The following is a 21,990-nucleotide window of genomic DNA, read 5'->3' on the forward strand; positions in this document are numbered from 1 at the left end:
TTCCCCCTCGCCCGGGGCCGCGGGGGCCGGATCGCGGCGGGTGGCGCGGGGTGCGCGGCGGGGGTGCGGGGTTGCGGCGCGCGGGGCGCGGCGCCGTGGCCGACCGGGTGCGGGGGTTGCTTTGCGACGGCTGCCGCGCCCGGTGCGGCGCCCGCCGCGACGTGCGGTTTCGAGGTCCGCCGCGGCGGCCGCCGGGGCGCGGGCGGGTCGGCGGCGGCGCGCCGGGGGCGGGCGCGGGCGGCGGGCCCGGAGGCGGCGCGGGGCGGCCGGCGACCGGGGCCGCCGGGGACCGCGGAGGATATGCTCCGATAAACACCCCCGGCACCCCCACCCGGCCCCGGTCCAAAAGCGACGGCTGCGAAGTTCGTGGCCCGGTCCCGCGTTGCGGGGGTGAGGGGAAATGTGTTCCACACCACGGAAAAATCGCAGGTCTCACGCGGTGAACGCCCTCAACTGCGGTTTTGGCCGGAGGTACTGGATCGGGACCGTTCGCAATCTTCGCAACCGTGCGGGCGGCGCCCGCGGAAATTAACAAGCCCGTTACGCTTGACGCTCCCCCGGGCCGTCACCATGATGTGAATCAGAGCACCCGACGGCTCCGCGTTTGACGCGGTGCACGCCGTCGGGTGATCACGGCCACTCACCTGGCAGCCCGGGCGATGAACGCCAGGGCACCGCTCCCCTGCATCCCGCATGAAAAGGAAGTGACACCGGATATGTCGAACGTCGGCAAGGCCCGCACCGTCGAGGAAATCCAGAAGGACTGGGACGAGAACCCGCGCTGGAAGGGCATCGAGCGCAACTACACCGCCGAGCAGGTGGCCGAGCTCCAGGGCTCCGTCGTCGAGGAGAACACCCTCGCCCGCCGCGGCGCCGAGATCCTGTTCGACGCCATCACCGCCGAGGGCGACGGCTACATCAACGCCCTGGGCGCCCTGACCGGCAACCAGGCCGTCCAGCAGGTCCGCGCCGGCCTGAAGGCCGTCTACCTCTCCGGCTGGCAGGTCGCCGGCGACGCCAACCTGGCCGCCCAGACCTACCCGGACCAGTCCCTGTACCCGGCCAACTCCGTGCCGCAGGTCGTCCGCCGCATCAACAACGCCCTGCTGCGCGCCGACGAGATCGCCCGCGTCGAGGGCGACGACTCCGTCGACAACTGGCTCGTCCCGATCGTCGCGGACGGCGAGGCCGGCTTCGGCGGCGCCCTGAACGTCTACGAGCTGCAGAAGGCCATGATCGCCGCCGGCGCCGCCGGCACCCACTGGGAGGACCAGCTGGCCTCCGAGAAGAAGTGCGGCCACCTGGGCGGCAAGGTCCTCATCCCGACCCAGCAGCACATCCGCACCCTGAACTCGGCCCGCCTGGCCGCCGACGTCGCGAACACCCCGACCGTCGTCGTCGCCCGCACCGACGCCGAGGCCGCCACCCTGATCACCTCCGACGTCGATGACCGCGACAAGCCGTTCATCACCGGCGAGCGCACCGCCGAGGGCTACTACCACGTGCAGAACGGCCTCGAGCCCTGCATCGCCCGCGCGAAGTCCTACGCCCCGTACGCGGACATGATCTGGATGGAGACCGGCACCCCGGACCTCGAGCTCGCCAAGAAGTTCGCCGAGGGCGTCCGCGAGGAGTTCCCGGACCAGCTGCTGGCCTACAACTGCTCCCCGTCCTTCAACTGGTCCGCTCACCTGGAGAAGGACGAGATCGCCAAGTTCCAGAACGAGCTGGGCGCCATGGGCTTCAAGTTCCAGTTCATCACCCTGGCCGGCTTCCACGCCCTGAACTACTCCATGTTCGACCTGGCCTACGGCTACGCCCGCGAGCAGATGACCGCCTTCGTCGACCTGCAGAACCGCGAGTTCGAGGCGGCCAAGGAGCGCGGCTTCACCGCCGTCAAGCACCAGCGCGAGGTCGGCGCCGGCTACTTCGACAAGATCGCCACCACGGTCGACCCGAACTCCTCCACCACCGCCCTGAAGGGCTCCACCGAGGAGGGCCAGTTCCACTAAGCCGCCTCCCGGCTCGTCCGGCCCCGTCCGCGTGACGGGCGCCCGACGCGGAACGACCCGAACGGGCCCCCGCCCGGCACTGCGCCGGACGGGGGCCCGTCCGCGTGTTCCCGCCCCTTCCCGGGGATCCCGGCGCGGGGTGCGCGGGGCCCCGGGTAGCCTCGGGGCCATGTCCAAGACGTACGTGGGGTCCCGCCTGCGCCAACTGCGGCGCGAGCGGGACATGAGCCAGGCGGCGCTCGCGCAGGCGCTCGGCCTGTCCGCGAGCTACGTCAACCAGATCGAGCACGACGTGCGCCCGCTGACGGTGCCGGTGCTGCTGCGGATCACGGAGACGTTCGGCGTCGACGCCACGTTCTTCTCCCGCGACGACGACTCCCGCCTGCTGGCGGAGGTGCAGGACGTCATCCTGGACAAGGAGATCTCCCGGTCGCCGGTGGATCTGCGGGAGATCTCGGATCTGGTGCGCAACCACCCGGAGATCGCCCGGACGATGGTGGACGTGCACCGCCGGTACCGCAACGTGACGGACAAGCTGTCGCTGGCGACGGAGGGGCGCTTCGACGGCACGGCCGCCGACGGCTCCGGCGAGGGCGGGGTGCGGCCGGGCGCGCAGGCGCTGACGATGCCGCACGAGGAGGTCCGGGACTACTTCTACGAGCGGCAGAACTACCTGGCGGACGTCGACGCGGGGGCGGAGGCGCTGGCCCGGGAGCTGGGCGTCGCCGACGTCGACGCGGACGTGGAGGCCCTGCTGGCGGACCGGCTGCGGGAGCGGCACGGGGTGCGCATCTCCTACGACGCGGACTTCGGGGACGTGCAGCACAGCTTCGACCCGCGCACGGGGGAGCTGACGCTGGCGCGGCACCTGTCGCCGGGGCAGAAGGCGTTTCGCATGGCGACGGAGCTGGGCTACTTCGAGTACGGCGACGTCATCCGCGGCTCGGTGGCCGACGGGCACTTCACGTCGGAGGAGTCGCGGAAGCTGGCGATCCGGGGCGTCGCGACGTACTTCGGGGCGGCGCTGATGCTGCCATACGAGGACTTCCACGCCGCCGCGGAGCGCAACCGGTACGACATCGAGCAGCTGTCGCGGCATTACGGGGTGGGCTACGAGACGATCTGCCACCGCCTGTCGACGATGCAGCGGCCGGGCCTGCGCGGCATCCCGTTCACGTTCGTGCGCGTCGACCGCGCGGGCAACATGTCGAAGCGCCAGTCGGCGACGGGCTTCCACTTCACGCATTCGGGCGGCACGTGCCCGCTGTGGAACGTGTACGAGACGTTCAGCTACCCCGGCAAGGTGATGCGCCAGGTGGCGCTCATGCCGGACGGGCGGACCTACCTGTGGATCAGCCGCACGGTGGAGCACCACGCGGCGCGGTTCAACCGGCCGGGGAAGATGTTCGCGATCGGCCTGGGCTGCGAGGCCCGCCACGCGGAGCGGACGGTCTACGCCGACGGCCTGGATCTGTCGGACGAGGACGCGGCGACGCCCATCGGCGCCGGCTGCCGCGTGTGCTCGCGCGACGACTGCCCGCAGCGGGCGTTCCCGCCGATCCACCGGGCCATCGACGTCAACATGCACCGCTCCTCGGTCGCGCCGTACTGACGCCGCCGGCGCGCGCCGGGTCGCGCGGGGTTGCGCAGCGCGTGCGTGACGACGGGACCCGCCCGCGGCCGCGCCCTAGCCGCGCGCGGTGCCCGCGGTGCGGGCCTCCCGGCGGGCCTTCCGGTGCGCGGCGTTCATCTCGCGCATCATCTCGGCGAGCTCCGGGTCCTCCCGGACCATGAGCACCAGCTGGCAGTCCTCGGGGCCGGAGGTGCCGGGCTGGCAGGCGGTGCAGTACTCGCCGGCGCGGACGGGGCACTTCGCCTGCGGGACGCGGCGGCGCCGCCCGCCGGGCCGGGCGCCGGCGGCGCCGCTCCCCCTCGGTCCCGCGTGCTCCGCCATGCGCTCCTCCTCCCTGCGGGGCGCGGCCGTGCGCCGCGCCCGTCCTCGTCCACGGTACGCCCCGCCCCGGCCGCCGCGCCCGCCGAGGGCCGCGCACGCGCACCGCGCGTCCATCGCCCCGGCCCTCCCCCGGGGGGGGGCATAAACGTTCCGCAAGGATCCGCCGCCGCCCCTGGTCGCGGCCGGTCCGGGGCCGTAGCGTGGTCCGGACACGACGACGGGGCGGACGCTGCCGCCCCACGGGAAGGCGGTGGACGCGTCATGTCCCCGGAGACGACGGACCAGGCACTGTTCCTCACCTCCGCCGTGGCCTCGGCGCTCACGGTCATCGGCACGATCGCCGCGGTCATCGCGGGCGGGCCGCCGCTGGGCGAGCTCCTCGTCCCCGGCGCCCTGCTGGGCCTGCTGGCCGTGACGCTCGGTTTCCTCGCCGGCAGGCGGCCCCTCATCGTCGCGGGCGCGGCGGCCACCCTCGTGGCGCCGGCGGCGTGGCTCCTCGTGGAGCAGGCCGGCGTCCTCGGCTGAGCCGCGGGCGGGGAGCCGGGGCGGCGGGCGTCGTCACGCAATACCCGAAACACCCGCGGACGCGCGCGGGCCCCGCGGACCGCGTGACGCGATCGGCGGGGCCCGGTGGCGCGGGGGCGAACTACAGGTTGATCATGTGGCCCTCGATGCCCTCGGCCGCCTCCTTCATCGCCTCCGACATCGTCGGGTGGATGTGGACGGTGCGGCCGATCTCCGCGGAGGTCAGCTCGTACTTGTGCGCGAGCACCAGCTGCGGCATCAGCTCGGAGACGTTGGCGCCGACCATGTGGCCGCCCAGCAGCTCGCCGTACTCGGCGTCCGCGACGAGCTTCACGAAGCCGGCGGGCTCGCCGAGGCCCTGCGCCTTGCCGTTGGCGGAGAACGGGAAGGTCGCGACCTTCACCTCGCGGCCCTCCTCCTCCGCCTGCTTGCGGGCCTGCGCCTCGGTGAGGCCGAAGGACGCGACCTGCGGGTTGCAGAACGTCGCGCGCGGCATGTCCAGGTAGTCGCGGTCGGCGATCGGCTCGGTCTCGTGGCCGGCCATGTGCTCCGCCGCGACGACGCCCTGGTGCTCCGCGACGTGCGCGAGCTGCAGCTTCATGGTGACGTCGCCGATGGCGTAGATGTTGTCGGCCGAGGTGCGCATGTACTCGTCGATGACGATCTCGCCGCGCTCGCCGAGGTCGACGCCCGCCTTGTCCAGGCCGATGCCCTCCGTGCGCGGGGCGAAGCCGATGGAGACCATGACGCGGTCGACGGTCAGGGTCTGCTCGTCGCCGCCGCCCTTCTTCTCCACCTTCACCTCGACGGAGTCGCCGTTGTCGGTGATGCCGGTGGTGGCGTGGCCGGTCATGAGCTTCACGCCGAGCTTCTTGTACTCCTTGGCGATGGCCTTCGACACGTCCTCGTCCTCGTTCGGCAGGACGCGGTCCATGTACTCGACGATGGTGACGTCCACGCCGTAGTTCGCCAGGACGTAGGCGAACTCCATGCCGATGGCGCCGGCGCCGACGATGGCCATGGAGTCCGGCAGCTCGTCGTCGAGGATCTGCTCCTCGTAGGAGACGATGTTGCCGCCGACCTCGACGCCCGGCAGGGACTTCACGACGGAGCCGGTGGCGATGATGCACTTGTCGAACGTGAGCTCCTTGCCCTCGTCCTTCCCGTCCGTCACCACGATGGTGGAGCCGTCCTTGAACTCGCCCCAGCCGTCGACCTCGTCGATCTTGTTCTTCTTCATGAGGTAGTGGACGCCCTTGACGATCTGCGCCGACACCTTGCGGGAACGCGAGTGCGCGACGCCGAAGTCGAGGGACACGTCGCCGGAGATGCCGAAGGTCTTCGCCTCGTGGGTGACGGTGTGCGCCACCTCGGCGTTCTTCAGCAGCGACTTCGAGGGGATGCAGCCCACGTTGAGGCAGACGCCTCCCCAGTACTTCTTCTCCACCACGGCCGTCTTCAGGCCGAGCTGGGAGGCGCGGATGGCGGCGACGTAGCCGCCGGGGCCCGCGCCGAGGACAACGAGATCATAATGTTCAGCCACGGAATACAGGGTACGCGGCGGCGCCGCCCCCGTCACCGGTCGGTTCCGGGGCGGGGGCGGCGGGGAGCGGGTCGCGCGGGGCCGCGCGGGGTCGCGGCCGGCGGGCGCCGCCGGGTCGCTGCCGGGTCGCGGGTCCGCGCGTGACGACGCCCCGGGCCGGCGGTGCGCCGGGCGCCGGGGCGTCGCGTGCCGTGCGGGCGGCCGCTAGATGATGCCGATGAGCACCTTGATCTGCGACAGCACGGACAGGCCGGAGTTGTAGATGAAGCCGATGGCCTCGCCGAGGGTCACCATGATCTGCTCGTGGGGCTGCATGCGGGGGCGTCTCCCTTCGTCGATCCGACCGGCCTCGCCGGGTCGGGGCGCCGGTCGCGACCCCCGGCGCGGGGGCGGCCGCGGACGCGACCAGTTTCACTCCAGTAACATTAGCAACACGCGCCGCAGCAGGCCAGGGGCGGCGCCGGCCGGGGCCCCGGCGGGCGAATCCCCGCTCACCTGCGCCGACATGAAGCTGAACGGCTTTCGCGGGAGCGTTTCACAGGGTAACCTGTCCGACGTTCCACCACGAGCACAGGAGGACCCCACATGCGCATCCGACGCCCCCGCCTGACCGCGGGCGCCGCCGCGGCCGCCGCCGTCGCGCTCATGCTGCCCGCCGCGGGCGTCGCCGCGGCCGATCCGGCCAACCCGGCCCCGGCCCCGGCCCCGCAGTTCCCGGCGATCCCGGGCCTGCCGCAGCTGCCGGACGTCGCCGGCTCCCTGTTCTCCCCCGGCCCGCAGCCGGGCGGCGTCGAGACCGCCCCGGACGGCGACTACGCCGCCCCGCAGCCGGCCGACATCCCGGAGACCCTGCGCCAGACCCCGCCGGTGGCGGCCACGCCGTTCACCGTCGCGACGCACGAGGCGACCGTCGGCACGCTGACGGACGAGGCGCGCGAGCGCATCGGCGACGCCGCCCCGGGCTGGCTGGAGCTCATCCGCGATCGGCCGAACGCCCACGACCTGTGGGCGGTCTCCCCCTCCATGGGCCGCACGATCCCGATGGTGTGGCTGCACCCGGAGGGCGCCGACCCGAAGGCCCCGCGTCCGACGATGTACGTGCTCAACGGCGCCGACGGCGGCGAGGGCCGCGCCTCCTGGCTGTACCAGACCGACATCCTGGACTACTTCAACGACAAGAACGTCAACGTCGTCATCGTCCAGGCCGGCAAGTTCTCCTACTACACCGACTGGGAGAACCAGGGCCACAAGCTGGGCCGCCAGTACTGGGAGACCTTCCTGACGCAGGAGCTGCCCCGCCCGCTCGAGGCGGCCATCGGCTCCGCCGGCCAGCCGCGCGGCATCGTCGGCATGTCCATGTCCGCGACGTCGACGCTGCTGTACGCCCAGCACCACCGGGGCCTGTACGACGCGGTCGCGTCGTTCTCCGGCTGCGCCGCCACCTCCGACCCGCTGTCGTCGCAGTTCGTCGAGCTGGTCGTCAACCGCGCCGACGCCACCGGCTCCGACCTGTGGGGCCAGCGCCCGGGCCCGCGCTGGACCGCCAACGACGCGCTGGTGAACTCCGACAAGCTGCGCGACACCCCGCTGTTCATCTCGAACGGCTCCGGCATGTGGGGCGAGTGGGACACCACCGCCAACCCGCGCGTGCAGGACGAGTCGCAGCTGACCGCCCAGCGCACCACCGGCGTCGCCATCGAGGCCGCCGCCAACGCGTGCACCCACGACCTGAAGGCCAAGCTGGACCACGCCGGCATCAAGGACACCGTGATCTGGGACCTCGCCAACACCGGCACCCACTCGTGGGGCTACTGGCAGGACGACCTGCACCAGTCCTGGGAGCAGCTGTTCGCCCCGGTGTTCTCCGGCTCCGCGCCGGCCGCCGCCCCGGCGGAGCCCGCCGAGCCCGCCGAGCAGCAGGCCGCCCCGGCCGAGGAGCAGCCGGCGGAGTAGCGCCCGCCTCCCGCCCGGCGCGGCGCTCCGCCCGCGGGCGCACCGCCCGCGCGGCACCCGACGACGAGGGGACCCGGTTCACGCCGGGTCCCCTCTTCGCGTCCCGCCCCGCCCGCGCCGCCGCTGCCCTACCGTGGGGACATGACGTCTTTCCTCCCCTCCGACCTGGCCCCCGACTGGCTCGACGACATCGAGGGCGACCGCGCCCTGGAGTGGGCGCGGGAGCGCTCCGCCGAGACGACGGGATCCGTGCCCGCGGACCTGCGCGGCGAGCTGGAGGGGAGCATCCTCGCGGCCCTCGACTCGGACACGCGGATCCCGCTGCCGGTGCGCCGCGGCGAGCACCTCTACAACTTCTGGCGCGACGGCGCGCACCCGCGCGGCCTGTGGCGGCGCACGTCGCTGGAGTCGTTCGTGGCCGGGGGCGACGGCGAGGCCGGCGCCGCCGACGGCTCCGCCACCGACTGGGAGGTCGTCCTGGACCTCGACGCCCTGGCGGAGGCCGAGGGCGAGAACTGGGTGTGGAAGGGCGCCGCCGTGCGCCGCCCGGACTACCGGCGGGCGCTGGTGCACCTGTCGCGGGGCGGGGCGGACGCGACCGTCATCCGCGAGTTCGACCTGGAGGCCCTCGCGTTCGTCGACGAGGACCCGTTCACGCTGCCGGAGGCGAAGTCCGACGCGTGCTGGCTGAACGCCGACGAGATCCTGGTGGGCACGGACATGGGCCCGGGGTCGCTGACGGATTCGGGCTACCCGCGGCAGGTCCGGCGGTGGCGGCGGGGGACGCCGCTGGCGGAGTCGGAGGTGCTGTTCTCCGGCCACGCGTCGGATGTGGCGGTGGGCGCCTGGTACGACGCGACGGAGGGCTTCGAGCGGCTGTTCGTCGACCGCGCGCTGGACTTCTACGACACCCGGCATTTCGTGGGGTCGCCGGAGGCGGACGGCCTGCAGATCATCGAGGTGCCGGAGGACTGCCGCCTGTCGGTGCACCGGGAGTGGCTCCTGCTGCTGCCGCGGTCGCCGTTCCTGGGCATCGCGGCGGGCGGCGCGGGCGTCATCCGGCTGGACGACTGGCTGGCGGGGTCGCGGGACGTGGAGGTCCTGGTGGATCCGGCGGGCCGGAGCCTGGAGGACGTGTCGTGGACGCGGGATCACCTGGTGCTGACGCTGCTGGAGGACGTCGCGACGGTCATCGAGGTGCGCCGCTGCGGCGACTGGACGCGGGTGTCGCTGGAGGGCCTGCCGGACCAGGCGACGGTGGGGGTGCTGGGCACGTCGCCGTCGCGCGACGGGGAGGTGTGGTTCACGGCGTCGAGCGCGCTGCAGCCGACGACGCTGCTGCGCGCCGACCTGGGCGAGGCCTCCGGCGGCGCCCCGGCGGTCGCCCGTGTGGTGCGCCGCGCGCCGGCGTTCTTCGACGCCTCCGGCATGGAGACGCGCCAGCACTGGGCGGTCTCCGACGACGGCACCCGCATCCCCTACCGCGTCACGGGCGTGCTTGACGACGGCCCCCGCCCCACGCTGGTCACCGCGTACGGCGGGTTCGAGGTGTCGCTGGTTCCGGGGTACTCGGCGGTCGCCGGCCTGGCGTGGCTGTCGCGGGGCGGCATCTCGGTGCAGGCGAACATCCGCGGCGGCGGGGAGTTCGGGCCGGAGTGGCACTCGTCCGTCGTCAAGCGGGAGCGGCCGCGGGTCTACGAGGATCACCGGGCGGTGCTGCGCGACATCGTGGAGCGCGGCTACGCGACGGTGGAGCAGCTGGCGGTGCGCGGCGGCTCGAACGGCGGGCTGCTGGCGGCGGTGTGCCTGACGTCGTACCCGGAGCTGGTCGGCGCGGTGGTGTCGCAGGTGCCGCTGGCGGACATGCTGCGCTACCACCGGCTGTCGGCGGGCGCGTCGTGGATGGCGGAGTACGGCGACCCGGACGAGCCGGGCGACCGGGAGGTCATCGCGTCGTACTCGCCGGTGCAGCGCGTCGCCCGGCGCGCGGACCGGGAGTACCCGCCGGCGCTGGTGACGACGTCGACGCGCGACGACCGCGTCCATCCCGCGCACGCCCGCACCCTGGCGTGGCTGCTGCGGGAGGCGGGCCAGCCCGTGGACTACCACGAGAACACGGAGGGCGGGCACGCCGGCGCGGCGGACAACGCGCAGGTGGCGCACATGGAGTCGCTCATCCACGCGTGGCTGTGGGACCACGTCGGCGGGGAGCCGGGCGCCGGGGCCGGCGGCGCGGCCCCGGCGGACGCCGGCTAGGCCGGCCAGGCCGGCGGGGCGACCGCCCCCGCCCGCCGCCGAATCGCCCGTCCTGCCTGGCGCCGCGGACCGCGGCGATAGGGTGGACGGGTGCGAACCGCCGAACCCCCCGCCAACGACTACACCGGGATCCCCTTCAACCTGGGGTTCCGGGTGGACCACTACGCCCTGGACCTCGACTACCGCGTCGGGCCGAACCGCCTGACGGCGACGGCGACGCTGGCGATCGAGGTCAACGCCCGCATCGACGCGCTGACGCTCGACTTCGCGGACGTGCTGGGCGTCGACGACGTGTCGGCGGAGACGGACGCGCACGGCACGACGGTCGACGTCGTGAAGTGGCGCCAGTCCGGGCGGAAGCTCCGCGTCCGGTTCGACCGGGTGCTGGAGCCGGAGGAGACGCTGTCGCTGCGGGTGCGCTACTCGGGCACCCCGGGGCCGGTGGACTCCCGGTGGGGCGAGCTGGGCTGGGAGGAGCTGACCAACGGCTCCCTGGTCGCGTCGCAGCCGGTGGGCGCGGCGAGCTGGTTCCCGTGCGACGACGACCCGGAGACGAAGGCCCGCTACGACATCACGGTGACGTGCGACGCGCCGTACACGGTGGTGGCGACGGGCCGGCCGTCGCCGCCGGAGCGCGCGGGCGGGTCGCGGCGCCGGTGGCGGTTCCGGTCGGAGGAGCCGATGGCGACGTACCTGGTCACCATCCAGATCGGCGAGTACCGGGAGATCAGCCTGCCGGGCGCCCCGGTGCCGGTGACGGCGTACGTGCCGTCGGAGCCGCGCGGCCTGCCGGAGCGGGTCCGACACGACTTCCGCGACCAGGGCCGCATGCTGGCGGTGTACCAGGAGCTGTTCGGCGAGTACCCGTTCCCGGACTACCGCGTCGTCATCGTGGAGGATGACCTGGAGATCCCGCTGGAGGCCCAGGGCCTGTCCATCTTCGGCGCGAACCACGCCGACGGCCGGGACACGTGGAACCGGCTCATCGCCCATGAGCTGTCGCACCAGTGGTTCGGCAATTCGGTGGGCCTGTCGCAGTGGCGGGACATCTGGCTGAACGAGGGCTTCGCCTGCTACTCGGAGTGGCTGTGGTCGGAGCGCTCGGGCGGCCCGTCGGCCGACGAGCACGCCCGCCGCCACTACGCCGATCTGGCGGCGAAGCCGCAGGATCTGGTCATCGCGGACCCGGGGCCGGGCGACATGTTCGACGACCGGCTGTACAAGCGCGGCGCCATCACGGTGCACGCGCTGCGGCTGCTGCTGGGCGACGGGCTGTTCTTCGGCATGCTGCACGCGTGGACGGGCCTGAACCGGCACAGCGTGGTCGACGCGGTGGATTTCCGGGCGCTGGCGAACCGGACGTGCCGGGAGCACGGCATCACGACGTCGCACCTGGATCTGCTGTTCGACGCGTGGGTGCGCCGGGCGCCGCTGCCGCCGTTCCCGGAGGATCCGCGCGGCGGCTCGCCGGATGACGCCGCCGGGCCGGGTGCCGCCGAGGGGGCGCGTCGGCGATGAAGTGGCTGACCCTGGCGACGATCGTCGCGGCGATCGGCACCTTCGGCATCCTCTTCCTGTCGGCGTGGACGCTGCCGACGGACGTGAACCTGGAGTTCACCGCCTACTGGGGCCTGTACTTCGCGCTGACCGGCGTGCTGGGCGGCCTGATGCAGGAGACGACGCGTGCGGTGGGCACCGCCCGCGCGCATGCGCGGCGCCGCGCGGAGCGGGGTCTCCCGCGTGACGACGCCCCGATCGGCGCCGGCGCGGACGCCTCCGGCGCGGGCGGCGGGGCCGGCCGCGTCGTCAACGCCCGCCCGCTCGTCGTCGCCGCCGGGGTCGCCCTGGTCACCTTCCTGATCTTCGCGGCGACGGGCCCGCTGTGGATGGGCTGGATCGTCCACGGCGACACCACCCTGGCGGTGGCGCTGCTGGCCGTCGGCCTCGCGTCGTTCACGATGCAGGCGGCGGTGTCCGGCCTGCTGTCGGGCGCGGGGCTGTGGACGGAGTACGCGTGGCTCATCATCCTCGACATCGTCACGCGCATGGCGCTCGCCGTCGTGGCGTGGCTGGCGGGCTGGGGGCTGTGGTCCTTCCTGCTCATCACGGTGCTCGGCGCCGTGAGCTGGGTGATCATGATCGCGGTGAGCCCGCGGACCCGCGAGGTGCTCACCGAGCGCGCCGACGTCCCGGTGCGCCGCTTCATCCCGCTGATGCTGACCGCCATGGGCGCCTCGGGCGCGTCGGCGGTGCTCATCACGGGCTTCCCCACCGTCGTGAAGCTGGCGGACGACTTCGACGCCGGCCCCTCCCCCGTCCCCACCGGCGGGCGCAGCGTCGCCGACGCCATCGCGGCGGAGCCGAGCATGGCGGCGGCGTTCATCACCGCCACCGCCATCGCGTACTCCGTGAACCTCACGCGGGCGCCGCTGCTGATGCCGCTGGAGAAGTTCCAGAACGCCATCATCGTCGGCTTCGTCCACGCGGAGGGCAACCCGCTGGCGCGGCTGGCGAGGCCGCTGGGCGCGCTCGTCGCCTTCGGCCTGTTCGGCGCGGCGCTGGCGTGGCTCATCGGCCCCTGGATCCTGGAGATGGTCTTCCCCGGCGACTACATGGTCACCGGCATGGGCCTGGCCGCCCTGACGGTCGGCGCGACGGCGACGGCGGTGCTCATGGTCACCGGCTCCGTCATGCTGGCGACGAACCGGCACCGCGCCTACCTGTGGGGCTGGCTGCTGGCGACCGTCGTCACCTGCGCCATCCTGTTCGGCCCGGGCGTGCTGCTGTGGCGCACGGCGCTCGGCCTCATCATCGGCCCGTCGCTGGGCGTGGCCCTGCACCTGTGGGCGGCCCGCACCCCGGCCCCCGGCGGCTCGCCGACGTTCACGGCGCCGCAGGGCCCGGCCCACGGGCCCGCCGCGCCGGAGCCCGGCCCCGCCGCCTGAGCGGCCGTCCGGGGACCTGGGCGCCCGCCGGCCCGCGCCGCCCCCACGGCGGGGCGGGCGCCGGAGGGGCGGCCGTCGCAACGCATCCCACCCGCGGCGACGCGCGCGGCGGCCCGGCCTGGGCGCGCAACCCGGGCGGGGCTTATAGGATCGCCCTCACCATGACCGAGAACCCCAGCACCAGCGGCCCCGCGGCGGGCGAGGCGCCGGGCGGCCCCGGGGACGGGGACCGCTCCGACGTCTGGCTCATCGTGCCCTGCTTCAACGAGGGGCAGGTCATCGGCGACGTCCTCGCCGACGCCCTGCGCACGTTCCCCAACATCGTCGCCGTCGACGACGGCTCCGCCGACGACTCCGCCGAGCGCATCCACGCCGCCGGCGCCCACCTGGTGCGCCACCCCGTGAACCTCGGGCAGGGCGCGGCGCTGCAGACCGGCGTCGAGTACGCCCGCGCCCAGCCGGGGGCGGAGTACTTCGTCACCTTCGACGCCGACGGCCAGCACCAGGTCAAGGACGTCCTCGCGATGGTCGCGCGCCTGCGGGAGGAGCCGATCGACATCGTCGTCGGCACCCGCTTCGGCCGGCCCCGGTCGGAGGACGATCAGGTGCCACTCATCAAGCGCATCGTGCTGCGCACCGTCGTCGCCCTGTCGCCGAAGACCCGCCGGCTGGGGCTGACCGACGCGCACAACGGGCTCCGCGCCTTCAACCGCACCGTCGCCGACCAGCTGCAGCTGCGGATGAACGGCATGAGCCACGCCAGCGAGTTCGTCGACCTCATGGCCTCGCGCGGCTGGCGCGTCGCGGAGCAGCCGGTCGACATCCTGTACACCGAATACTCCATGTCCAAGGGCCAGTCGCTCATCAACGGCGTCAACATCCTGGCCGACGGATTCGTCGCGAGGAGGCTGCCGTGACCGCCACCGTCATCCAGATCCTGCTGCTGCTCGCCGTCGCCGGGCTGGTCTGGTACTTCGTCGCCAACCGTCGCAAGGCGCGCACGAAGGCGGGCGTGAAGCTCGGCTTCCTCGTCTTCGTCCTCGCGTGCGTGTGGGCGGTGCTGCGGCCGGACGACCTGACCGCCATCGCCAACGCCGTCGGCGTCGACCGCGGCACCGACCTGCTGCTCTACGGCCTGGTCGTGGCGTTCCTGTTCGTCACCGTCAGCTCCTACATCCGCTTCCGCGAGCAGGAGCTGCGCTACGCCCGCCTGGCCCGCGCCGTCGCGCTGTCCAACGCCGTGCGGCCGGAGGACGAGCTGCACCGCTGACGCCGCTGACCCGCCGCAGTCCGCCGCGCCCCGGTTTCCGCCGGGGCGCGGCTCGCGTTCCGGGGCGGCTCGTGCACAATGGCCCGCATGACCGAACCCCGCGACCCCAGCGACATCACCGATCCCCGCGACGTCCCGCACGAGGGTGCGCGTGACGACGTCCACCGCCCCGGCGCGGACGCCACCGGCCCGGCGACCGGCCCGGCCGGCGGTGCCGCGCCCGCGGCGGGCGGCGGCGCGACCGCGATCGCGCCGGAGGACGCCGCGGCGGGGGACGCCCCCGCCGCCGCGGAGGGCGAGGCCGGCGAGGGTGCCGGGGGCGCCGAGGGCGGGGAGCGCCGCGAGGGCCTCCTGTCGCGCCTCGAGGCCGCCCACTGGCTGTGGTTCGCCGCCGCCGTCGTCCTCGTCGCCGCGCTCGGGTTCCTGGCCGGCTCCCAGTGGGGCTCCCCGCTGTTCGGCTCCCGCGGCGGCGAGGGCGTCAACGTCGCCGGCGCCGAGCCGGGCGACGGCCCCGCCGCGGCCGTGCCGGTGGAGGGCGAGGGCCCCGGCGCCCGCTACGACGCCGCCATCCACGGCCCCCGCGAGGGCGTCGACCTGGCCGCCGACCGCAGCGCCGGCCTGACGGCCCTGCACCGCCGCGACGAGCACGACCCGTTCGCCCTCGGCGCCGTCGACGCGCCCGTCGTAATCTCCGTCTTCTCCGACTTCGAGTGCCCGTTCTGCGCCAAGCACGCCCTGGAGACCGAGCCCCGCATCATCTCCGACTACGTCGAGGCCGGCCTGGTGCGCCTGGAGTGGAACGACGCCCCCGTCGGCGGCGAGCGCGCCGTCCGCGCCGCGGAGGCCGGCCGCGCCGCCGCCGCGCAGGGCATGTTCTGGGAGTACCAGCACGCCGCGTTCGAGAAGGCACGGGAGAAGGGCCAGGGCCACCCGGAGTTCACCGACGAGGAGCTCGTCGCCATCGCCGAGGCCGCCGGCGTGCCCGACATGGGGCGCTTCCGCTCCGACCTCGACGGCCGCGTCTGGGCCGGCGCCGTGGAGGACGCCCTGCGCCACGCGCAGACCGTCGGCGTCAACGGCACCCCGACCTTCGTCGTCGGCGACGAGGCCGTCGTCGGCGCCCAGCCCTACGACGTCTTCCGCGGGAAGATCGAGGTGCAGCTCTTCACCGCCGCCAACGGCATCTGACCGGCGCCGCCCGGGCGCCCCGGCGCGGCCCCGCGCCGCGCATGAACGACGACACGGCCCCCGTCCCGCGACAACGCGGGGCGGGGGCCGTCGTCAAGCGAACTACCTGCCGCGGAAGTACTCGACCGTGCGGCGCACGCCCTCCGCGATGTCGACCTGCGGCTCCCAGCCCAGCACCTCGCGGGCGCGGGAGGCGTCCAGCGCCGACCGCGGGACGTCGCCCAGGCGCGCCGGGGCGTACTCCGGGTCGTCCTCCGCGCCGGCGGCCTCCGCGACGAGGGTGTGCAGGCCGCGGTCGGAGGTCTCCACGCCCGTGCCGACGTTGAAGCGCATGCCCCCGCCCACGTCGCCCGAGGCGCGGACGAACGCGTCGACGACGTCGCCGACGTACACGTAGTCGCGAGTGTTGCCGCCGTCGCCGAACACGCGCGTCGGCTCGCCGGCCAGCAGGCGCTGCGAGAAGATCGCGACGACGCCCGCCTCGCCGTGCGGATCCTGGCGCGGGCCGTACACGTTCGCCGGGGCGATGTGGCTGCACTCCAGGCCGTACAGGTGGCGGAAGGTGTTGAGGTACACCTCGCCGGCGTACTTCGACGCCGCGTACGGGCTCATCGGATCCGGCACGATCGCCTCCGACACCGGCAGCTCCTCCGGCGTGCCGTAGATGGCGCCGCCCGAGGAGGTGTGGACGATCTTCCGCACGCCCGCCCGGCGCGCCGCCTCCGCCAGGCGGATGGTGGCGATGATGTTCACCGACGCGTCGTGCAGCGGATCCTCCACGGAGTTGCGGACGTCGATCTGCGCCGCCAGGTTGAACACGACCTCCGGGGCGTCGTCGCCGAACACGCGCGCCCAGTCGACCTCGCGGATGTCGGCCTCGACGAAGCGGACATCGCCGTTGGCGCGGGCGTCCGCGATGTTGTCGAGCGAGCCGCGCGACAGGTCGTCGACCACCGTCACCCGGTGGCCCTCCCCGACCAGCCTGTCGACGAGATGGGATCCGATGAAGCCGGCGCCGCCGGTGACCAGTGCATGCATGCCCCGGACCCTACCGCAGGGACGGGGCCGGGGCCGGGGAACGGGGACGGCCCGTCGGCGACGGGCGGGTGCGGGGGCACGGGCGGGTGACGGCGGGCGCGGGCGGGCGTCGGCGCGGCGGCGTCAGTCCAGCTCGACGCGCTGCGGCAGCCAGCGGCGGGAGTTCACGGCGATGACCGCCGTCATCAGCACCGCGATGACCATGCCGCCGCCGAGCATCACCGGGTACGTCATCCACGTCCACGTCTCCGACAGCTTCGTCAGGATGGCCGGGAACGCGAAGCCGATGTACGTCAGCACGTAGAAGATGCCCGTCAGGCCGGCCAGGTCGGACGGGCCGGCGATGCGCTGCACCTCGTTGAGGCCGGTGAACATGCCCAGGCCGTAGCCCATGCCCAGCACCAGCGCCGCGATGACGGCCGACGGGATGGACGGCTCCGCCGACATCCACGCCGCCAGGCCCATGCCGACGATGACGATGGCCATGGCCGCGATGGAGCCGCGGGCGCTGCGGTTCGACGCGATGCGCGGGCCGATCTGCTGGATGCCGAAGCCGCACAGCAGCGCCGCGAACGTCACGATGGCGCTGAAGAACACCGGCTGGCCGACGTGGTCCTGCATGAGGCTCGGGATGATGGCGTAGGAGACGCCCGCGGCGCCGAACACCCACGGCGCGGCGACCGCGGCGACCAGCAGGAAGCGCGGGTTCTTCACCGACGGGGTGCGCAGGGACTCGAGGATCGGCTCGTGCTCGTGGTGCTCCGGCACGACGCGGGTCTCCGGCACCTTCGCCAGCGTGACGATGAGCGGGATGGTCAGCAGGATGTGCACGATGTACGGCAGCTGGCCGGGCAGCGGCGCGAACTGCGCCAGCGAACCGGCGACGCCGGCGCCGATGCCGAAGCCGAGCGTCAGGCCCATCGACTGGCGCTTGGCGCCGGAGGTGGACTTGGCGGTCGGGTCGAAGCGGCGCGTCGACAGCTCCTTCACCCACGAGCCGCCGACGGCCATGGCGATGCCGACGGCGACGCCCGACAGGAAGCGGCCGACGAGCAGCAGCGGGCCCGTCGACTCGCCGAGGGCGATGAGGACGGAGCCGGCGATGGACACGAACGGCGCCACCATCATGACGGGCTTGCGGCCGCGCCGGTCGGAGATGGGGCCGGACAGCAGCAGCGCGGGGGCGATGCCGAGCGCGTAGATGAACAGCAGCAGGTCGACGAAGACGAGGTCGAGCTCGCCCTCGAGGCGGTACATGACCATCAGGGGCGTGAACTGGTTGCCGCCCCAGGCGATGGCGAACACGGCGAGGACCGCGAGGAACCACGCCTTCGCGGAGGTCCCCTTCTGCTGCTGGCTGCTTCCGGACATGCGCGTCACCTTAGACCCGTCTGTGACCTGCGACACCACTATCCCCCGAATTGCGGGGCCGCGGGTGGTGCGTGACGACGGGGCGATGCGCGGCGATGCGGCCCCGCGGGCGCGGCGGGCGCCGTACCCTGGACTGGTCCGATCCCCGACCGCGAAACGAGGCACCGCCGTGACCCGCCGGCTCCGCACCGCCGCCCTGCTCCTGTCCGCCGCCCTGGGCCTAGTCGCCTGCTCCGCCGACGATGCGGGACCCGCCGCCGGGGAGGGCGCGGCGGGCGAGCCGGGGTCCATCGTCTCCCTGTCCCCCACCGCGACGGAGATGCTCTACGCCATCGGCGCCGGCGACCGCGTCACGGCGGTCGACGAGAACTCCGACTACCCCGCCGAGGCGCCGGTGACGGAGGGGCTGTCCGGCTTCGAACTGGACAACGCGGAGTCGGTGCTGGCGTTCGACCCCGACCTCGTCGTCGTGCAGGTCGCCCCGCCCGGCCTGGGCGAGCAGCTGGACTCCGCCGGCGTCGAGCTGCTGGAGCTGCCGGCCGCGACGACGCTGGACGAGGCGTACGCGCAGGTCGAGACCCTCGGCGAGGCCACCGGCGAGGTCGAGGGCGCCGAGCGGGTCGCCGACGGGATGCGCGCGGGCGTCGAGCAGGCCGTCGCCTCCGTGCCCGCCGAGGTGCGCGAGTCCGGCCTGACCTACTTCCACGAGGTCTCGCCGGAACTGTACTCCGTCACCGACGCGACCTTCCTCGGCGAGGTCTACGGCCTGTTCGGGCTGTCCTCCGTCGCCGGCGGCGCGCCCGACGGCTCCGACGGCGGCTACCCGCAGCTGAACCCCGAGGCCGTCATCGACGCCGACCCGGACCTGGTGTTCCTCGCCGACGCCGGGAGCGCCGGCGTGACCCCGCAGGACGTGGCCGCCCGCCCCGGCTGGGACACCGTCGCCGCCGTGCGCGCGGGCAACATCTTCGAGCTGGACGAGGACCTGGCGTCGCGCTGGGGCCCGCGCCTGCCGGAGCTGGTCCGCCACATCGCCGCGGCGCTGAGCGCGGCGGAGCTCCCCGCCGGGGTCCCGGCCTAGGCCGGGCCGGGCACCGCCCCCGCATGTCCGCGACCTCCCCTACGCGCACCGGGTCCCGCAGGTCCGGTGCGGCCGGCGCGCGCCGGCCCGCGGCCCGCCCCGCCGCGGCGCTGGCCCTCGGCGCCGCCGCCCTGGCGGCCGCGGCGGCGATCGCCGTGTTCACGGGACCGGTGTCGGTGGGCCTCGGCGACGTCGTCCGCGCGATCTCCGGCGCGGAGCCGCTGAGCCGCCGCGACGCCGCCGTGCTGCTGGACATCCGGCTGCCGCGCGTGGCGCTCGCCGCGCTGGCGGGGGCCGCGCTGGCGACGGCGGGCGCCGCCTACCAGGCGGTGTTCCGCAATCCGCTGGCGGACCCGTACCTGCTGGGCGTCAGCTCCGGCGCGGGCCTGGCGGTCACCGTCGCCGTCGCGGCGGGCGTGACCTTCGGCGCCGCCGGGGGCGCCGGGATCATCGGCGCGGCGTTCGCCGGCGGCGTCCTGGCGGTCGCGACGACGTGGTGCGTCGGCGCGGGCGCCGGGCGGGGGTCGTCGGCGACGGCGATCGTACTGGCCGGCGTGGCGGTGGCGGCGTTCGCCAACGCCGCGCAGACGTGGGTGCAGCAGCGCAACATCGACACGCTGCAGTCGGTGTACTCGTGGATGCTCGGCAGCCTGTCGGGCGCCCGGTGGTCGACGGTCGCGGCCGCGGCGATCCCCGCCGTGGCCTGCGCGGCGGCGCTCGTCGCCGCGGCGCGGGTGCTCGACGTCATGACGGTCGGCGACCTGGAGGCCCGCTCCCTCGGCGTCGATCCGGCCCTCGCCCGCGCCGCGATCGTGGCTCTGGCGACGCTGGCGACCGCGTCGGTCGTCGCGGTGTCCGGCCTCATCGGCTTCATCGGCATCATCGTCCCGCACGCCGTGCGGCTGGCCGCGGGGCCGGGGCACCGGCTGCTGCTGCCGCTGACGGCGCTGTGGGGCGCGGCGTTCCTCATCGCCGCCGACGCGGTGGCCCGGATGGTCGTCTCCCCCGGCGAGCTGCCGGTCGGCGTCGTCACCGCGTTCTGCGGCGCCCCGTTCTTCCTGTGGCTGCTGCGCCGCGGCCGGAGGGCCGCCGCATGAGCGGGTCGCGGATCGGGACGCGGGCCGGGGCGCCCGCCGTCGAGTGCCGGGGCCTGCGCGTGCGCCACGACGGCGCGGACCGCGACGCCGTCGCCGGCGCGGATCTGACGGTCCCCGCCGGCGGGTGGCTGACGCTCGCCGGCCCGAACGGCTGCGGCAAGACGACGCTACTCCACGCCATCGCCGGGCTCGTCCCGGCCCGGGCCGGCTCGGTCCGGGCGTGCGGCCTCGCCCCCGCCCCGGCCGGCGTGCGCGGGCTGTCGCCGGCGGCCGCGCGGCGGCGCCGGGAGCTCGCCCGGACCGTCGCGCTCATGCCGCAGGATCCGGTCGTGCCTCCGGGGATGACGGTCCACGAGTACGTCGCGCTGGGCAGGCACCCCCGGACGGGATCGTTCGAGCGTGACGACGGTTCCGTCGTCACGCGCATCCTCCGGGAGCTCGGGATGGCCGGCTGGGCCGGGCGCGTCGTCGCGGAGCTGTCCGGCGGCGAGCGGCAGCGCGTGGCGCTCGCGCGGGCGCTGGCGCAGGAGCCGGAGGTGCTGCTGCTGGACGAGCCGACGTCGGCGCTCGACGTCGGGCACGCGCAGGAGGTCCTCGAGCTGGTCGACGGGCTGCGGGGCGGCGGCGGACCCGCCGTCGTCGCGGCGATGCACGACCTGACGCTCGCCGGCCGCTACGGCGATCGGATGGCGCTGATGCGCGCCGGGGGCATCGTCGCGGAGGGCACCGCGGCGGAGGTCCTCACCGTGGAGCGGGTCACGGAGGTTTACGCGGCCGACGTGTCCGTGCTGGACCACGGCGGCGGCCCGGTCATCGTGCCGATGCGGCCGCGCGGGCGGGGGCCCGCCGGCGTCACCAGCTGAGGAACGACCCCGTCAAGACGGCGAAGCCGCGGTTGCCGAGGTCGCACACCATCGTCGACGCGTCCGTCGCGCCGCACATGAGCTTCGGCGCGTCCTGCTCGAAGGACACCGCGAGGCTCAGGCGGGTGCCGGCCTCCAGCGGCACCGCGCGGCCGGTCGCCGGGGAGGAGGTCGCCGACGACCAGGTGCGCACCGGGACGTCGAAGGCGCCGCCGTCCCAGCCGACGACGTCGGCGGGCTGCGGGGAGCCCGCGTCGGCGCGCAGGTCCTCCGGCCACGTCACGGTCGAGCCCGCGACGATGCAGGAGGCGGCGGCGCCGGTGACCTCGCACGTGACGGAGCCGTCCGGAGTGGAGAACCACGCGCCCGACGCACCCATGTACATGGTGGAGTCGGCTTCCGGCAGGCTGACGAGGTCGAGGCGGATCTGCGTCGGCGTCATCGTGGTGCCGACGCTGCCGGTGGCGGAGGACGCGTCGGCGTGGCCGCCGGCGGGAGCCTCCGGGCCGCGGAGTCCGCGGGGGCGTCGCCCGCGGGCTCGGCGGCGTCGGTGCCGCAGGCGGCGAGGACGGAGACGGCGATGCGGCGGATGGTCACGGATCTCCGGGGTTTCGGTGGAACGACTGCGATGGGGTCCCATTGATCCGGAAAACACGCGCTTCCGGGAGGGGGCCCTGGCACGCACGGACAAGGCCCTGGCCTCCCCGTCGAACGGGTGTGGCCAGGGCCTTCCTCCTGAGCCGCCTGCGAGAATCGAACTCGCGACCTTTTCATTACGAGTGAAGCGCTCTACCGACTGAGCTAAGGCGGCGGACCCGCGGAACTCCGCGGATACCCCGGACATGCTACCCCACGCGCGCCGCAGTCCAAAAACGCGCCGCTGCCAGCGCCGAT

Annotated in this window: 18 protein-coding genes and 1 tRNA gene; 13 read left to right on the top strand and 6 right to left on the bottom strand. The window is 74.3% G+C overall.

The window, feature by feature from the left end; genetic code table 11:
• Positions 1-716: 716 nt before the first annotated feature.
• On the top strand, positions 717-2,012 hold the full coding sequence (gene aceA, locus QQS41_RS05785) for an isocitrate lyase (RefSeq protein ID WP_448851697.1): 1,296 nt from the start codon (positions 717-719) through the stop codon (positions 2,010-2,012).
• Positions 2,013-2,181: 169 nt separating this feature from the next.
• Positions 2,182-3,624 carry an acetate metabolism transcriptional regulator RamB gene (gene ramB, locus QQS41_RS05790; protein WP_448851698.1) on the top strand — a complete coding sequence of 481 codons (1,443 nt, stop codon included), beginning with the start codon at positions 2,182-2,184 and terminating at the stop codon, positions 3,622-3,624.
• 75 nt (positions 3,625-3,699) lie between these two features.
• Here the strand turns inward: ramB and QQS41_RS05795 are convergent, their stop codons facing one another.
• Positions 3,700-3,966, bottom strand: a complete 267-nt coding sequence (locus tag QQS41_RS05795; protein ID WP_448851699.1) for a DUF6767 domain-containing protein — start codon at positions 3,964-3,966, stop codon at positions 3,700-3,702.
• A gap of 261 nt (positions 3,967-4,227) precedes the next feature.
• On the opposite strand from QQS41_RS05795, the gene QQS41_RS05800 reads away from it, so the two are divergent.
• Positions 4,228-4,491 carry a hypothetical protein gene (locus QQS41_RS05800; protein ID WP_448851700.1) on the top strand — a complete coding sequence of 88 codons (264 nt, stop codon included), beginning with the start codon at positions 4,228-4,230 and terminating at the stop codon, positions 4,489-4,491.
• 121 nt (positions 4,492-4,612) lie between these two features.
• Here the strand turns inward: QQS41_RS05800 and lpdA are convergent, their stop codons facing one another.
• Positions 4,613-6,034: a dihydrolipoyl dehydrogenase gene (gene lpdA, locus QQS41_RS05805; RefSeq protein WP_448851701.1), complete on the bottom strand. Its 1,422-nt coding sequence runs from the start codon at positions 6,032-6,034 to the stop codon at positions 4,613-4,615.
• Between the two features lie 585 nt (positions 6,035-6,619).
• Between lpdA and QQS41_RS05810 the strand changes: the two genes are divergently transcribed.
• The 7 genes from QQS41_RS05810 (at position 6,620) to QQS41_RS05840 (ending at position 15,646) form a co-directional block, all read left to right on the top strand.
• On the top strand, positions 6,620-7,987 hold the full coding sequence (locus tag QQS41_RS05810) for an alpha/beta hydrolase (protein ID WP_448851702.1): 1,368 nt from the start codon (positions 6,620-6,622) through the stop codon (positions 7,985-7,987).
• A 141-nt stretch (positions 7,988-8,128) separates the two neighbouring features.
• Positions 8,129-10,243, top strand: coding sequence for a prolyl oligopeptidase family serine peptidase (locus QQS41_RS05815; protein ID WP_448851703.1), 2,115 nt, complete (start codon positions 8,129-8,131; stop codon positions 10,241-10,243).
• A gap of 90 nt (positions 10,244-10,333) precedes the next feature.
• Positions 10,334-11,761: a M1 family metallopeptidase gene (locus QQS41_RS05820; RefSeq protein ID WP_448851704.1), complete on the top strand. Its 1,428-nt coding sequence runs from the start codon at positions 10,334-10,336 to the stop codon at positions 11,759-11,761.
• Positions 11,758-13,188 (top strand): hypothetical protein, encoded by a 1,431-nt coding sequence (locus tag QQS41_RS05825; protein ID WP_448851705.1) that lies wholly within the window; start codon positions 11,758-11,760, stop codon positions 13,186-13,188. Before QQS41_RS05820 ends, QQS41_RS05825 begins: the two co-directional genes overlap by 4 nt.
• Positions 13,189-13,349: 161 nt before the next feature.
• Complete coding sequence (locus tag QQS41_RS05830) at positions 13,350-14,105, top strand: glycosyltransferase family 2 protein (RefSeq protein ID WP_448851706.1); 756 nt, start codon at positions 13,350-13,352, stop codon at positions 14,103-14,105.
• Positions 14,102-14,458 carry a DUF2304 domain-containing protein gene (locus tag QQS41_RS05835; RefSeq protein ID WP_448851707.1) on the top strand — a complete coding sequence of 119 codons (357 nt, stop codon included), beginning with the start codon at positions 14,102-14,104 and terminating at the stop codon, positions 14,456-14,458. The genes QQS41_RS05830 and QQS41_RS05835 overlap by 4 nt, the downstream gene beginning before the upstream one ends.
• An 87-nt stretch (positions 14,459-14,545) precedes the next feature.
• Positions 14,546-15,646 carry a DsbA family protein gene (locus QQS41_RS05840; protein ID WP_448851708.1) on the top strand — a complete coding sequence of 367 codons (1,101 nt, stop codon included), beginning with the start codon at positions 14,546-14,548 and terminating at the stop codon, positions 15,644-15,646.
• Positions 15,647-15,748: 102 nt separating this feature from the next.
• Here the strand turns inward: QQS41_RS05840 and QQS41_RS05845 are convergent, their stop codons facing one another.
• Together QQS41_RS05845 and QQS41_RS05850 are read right to left on the bottom strand one after the other, a co-directional pair.
• Positions 15,749-16,684, bottom strand: a complete 936-nt coding sequence (locus QQS41_RS05845) for an NAD-dependent epimerase/dehydratase family protein (RefSeq protein WP_448851709.1) — start codon at positions 16,682-16,684, stop codon at positions 15,749-15,751.
• Positions 16,685-16,807: 123 nt separating this feature from the next.
• On the bottom strand, positions 16,808-18,055 hold the full coding sequence (locus QQS41_RS05850; protein ID WP_448851710.1) for an MFS transporter: 1,248 nt from the start codon (positions 18,053-18,055) through the stop codon (positions 16,808-16,810).
• Between the two features lie 169 nt (positions 18,056-18,224).
• On the opposite strand from QQS41_RS05850, the gene QQS41_RS05855 reads away from it, so the two are divergent.
• Genes QQS41_RS05855 through QQS41_RS05865 form a run of 3 tightly spaced genes read left to right on the top strand, consistent with a single transcriptional unit; the run spans position 18,225 to position 21,096 of the window.
• Positions 18,225-19,136, top strand: a complete 912-nt coding sequence (locus QQS41_RS05855) for an ABC transporter substrate-binding protein (protein WP_448851711.1) — start codon at positions 18,225-18,227, stop codon at positions 19,134-19,136.
• Between the two features lie 23 nt (positions 19,137-19,159).
• On the top strand, positions 19,160-20,233 hold the full coding sequence (locus QQS41_RS05860; protein ID WP_448851712.1) for a FecCD family ABC transporter permease: 1,074 nt from the start codon (positions 19,160-19,162) through the stop codon (positions 20,231-20,233).
• The gene (locus QQS41_RS05865; RefSeq protein WP_448851713.1) at positions 20,230-21,096 is read left to right on the top strand and encodes an ABC transporter ATP-binding protein; all 867 of its coding nucleotides are present in this window, start codon (positions 20,230-20,232) and stop codon (positions 21,094-21,096) included. Before QQS41_RS05860 ends, QQS41_RS05865 begins: the two co-directional genes overlap by 4 nt.
• Here the strand turns inward: QQS41_RS05865 and QQS41_RS05870 are convergent.
• Together QQS41_RS05870 and QQS41_RS05875 are read right to left on the bottom strand one after the other, a co-directional pair.
• A complete protein-coding gene (locus QQS41_RS05870) occupies positions 21,086-21,538 on the bottom strand; it encodes a hypothetical protein (RefSeq protein WP_448851714.1) in 453 nt (150 codons plus the stop codon). The two genes, QQS41_RS05865 and QQS41_RS05870, sit on opposite strands and share 11 nt — an antisense overlap.
• Before the next feature lie 296 nt (positions 21,539-21,834).
• Positions 21,835-21,907 (bottom strand) — tRNA-Thr (locus QQS41_RS05875).
• Positions 21,908-21,990: the final 83 nt, after the last annotated feature.

The sequence above is a fragment of the Corynebacterium sp. 335C genome (genome assembly GCF_053525695.1).

Coding starts and splice junctions, on each gene's coding strand:
- aceA (WP_448851697.1), top strand. CDS start 717: ATGTCGAACGTCGGCAAGGCCCGCACCGTCGAGGAAATCCAGAAGGAC.
- ramB (WP_448851698.1), top strand. CDS start 2,182: ATGTCCAAGACGTACGTGGGGTCCCGCCTGCGCCAACTGCGGCGCGAG.
- QQS41_RS05795 (WP_448851699.1), bottom strand. CDS start 3,966: ATGGCGGAGCACGCGGGACCGAGGGGGAGCGGCGCCGCCGGCGCCCGG.
- QQS41_RS05800 (WP_448851700.1), top strand. CDS start 4,228: ATGTCCCCGGAGACGACGGACCAGGCACTGTTCCTCACCTCCGCCGTG.
- QQS41_RS05810 (WP_448851702.1), top strand. CDS start 6,620: ATGCGCATCCGACGCCCCCGCCTGACCGCGGGCGCCGCCGCGGCCGCC.
- QQS41_RS05815 (WP_448851703.1), top strand. CDS start 8,129: ATGACGTCTTTCCTCCCCTCCGACCTGGCCCCCGACTGGCTCGACGAC.
- QQS41_RS05825 (WP_448851705.1), top strand. CDS start 11,758: ATGAAGTGGCTGACCCTGGCGACGATCGTCGCGGCGATCGGCACCTTC.
- QQS41_RS05830 (WP_448851706.1), top strand. CDS start 13,350: ATGACCGAGAACCCCAGCACCAGCGGCCCCGCGGCGGGCGAGGCGCCG.
- QQS41_RS05840 (WP_448851708.1), top strand. CDS start 14,546: ATGACCGAACCCCGCGACCCCAGCGACATCACCGATCCCCGCGACGTC.
- QQS41_RS05845 (WP_448851709.1), bottom strand. CDS start 16,684: ATGCATGCACTGGTCACCGGCGGCGCCGGCTTCATCGGATCCCATCTC.
- QQS41_RS05850 (WP_448851710.1), bottom strand. CDS start 18,055: ATGTCCGGAAGCAGCCAGCAGCAGAAGGGGACCTCCGCGAAGGCGTGG.
- QQS41_RS05860 (WP_448851712.1), top strand. CDS start 19,160: ATGTCCGCGACCTCCCCTACGCGCACCGGGTCCCGCAGGTCCGGTGCG.
- QQS41_RS05865 (WP_448851713.1), top strand. CDS start 20,230: ATGAGCGGGTCGCGGATCGGGACGCGGGCCGGGGCGCCCGCCGTCGAG.
- QQS41_RS05870 (WP_448851714.1), bottom strand. CDS start 21,538: ATGACGCCGACGCAGATCCGCCTCGACCTCGTCAGCCTGCCGGAAGCC.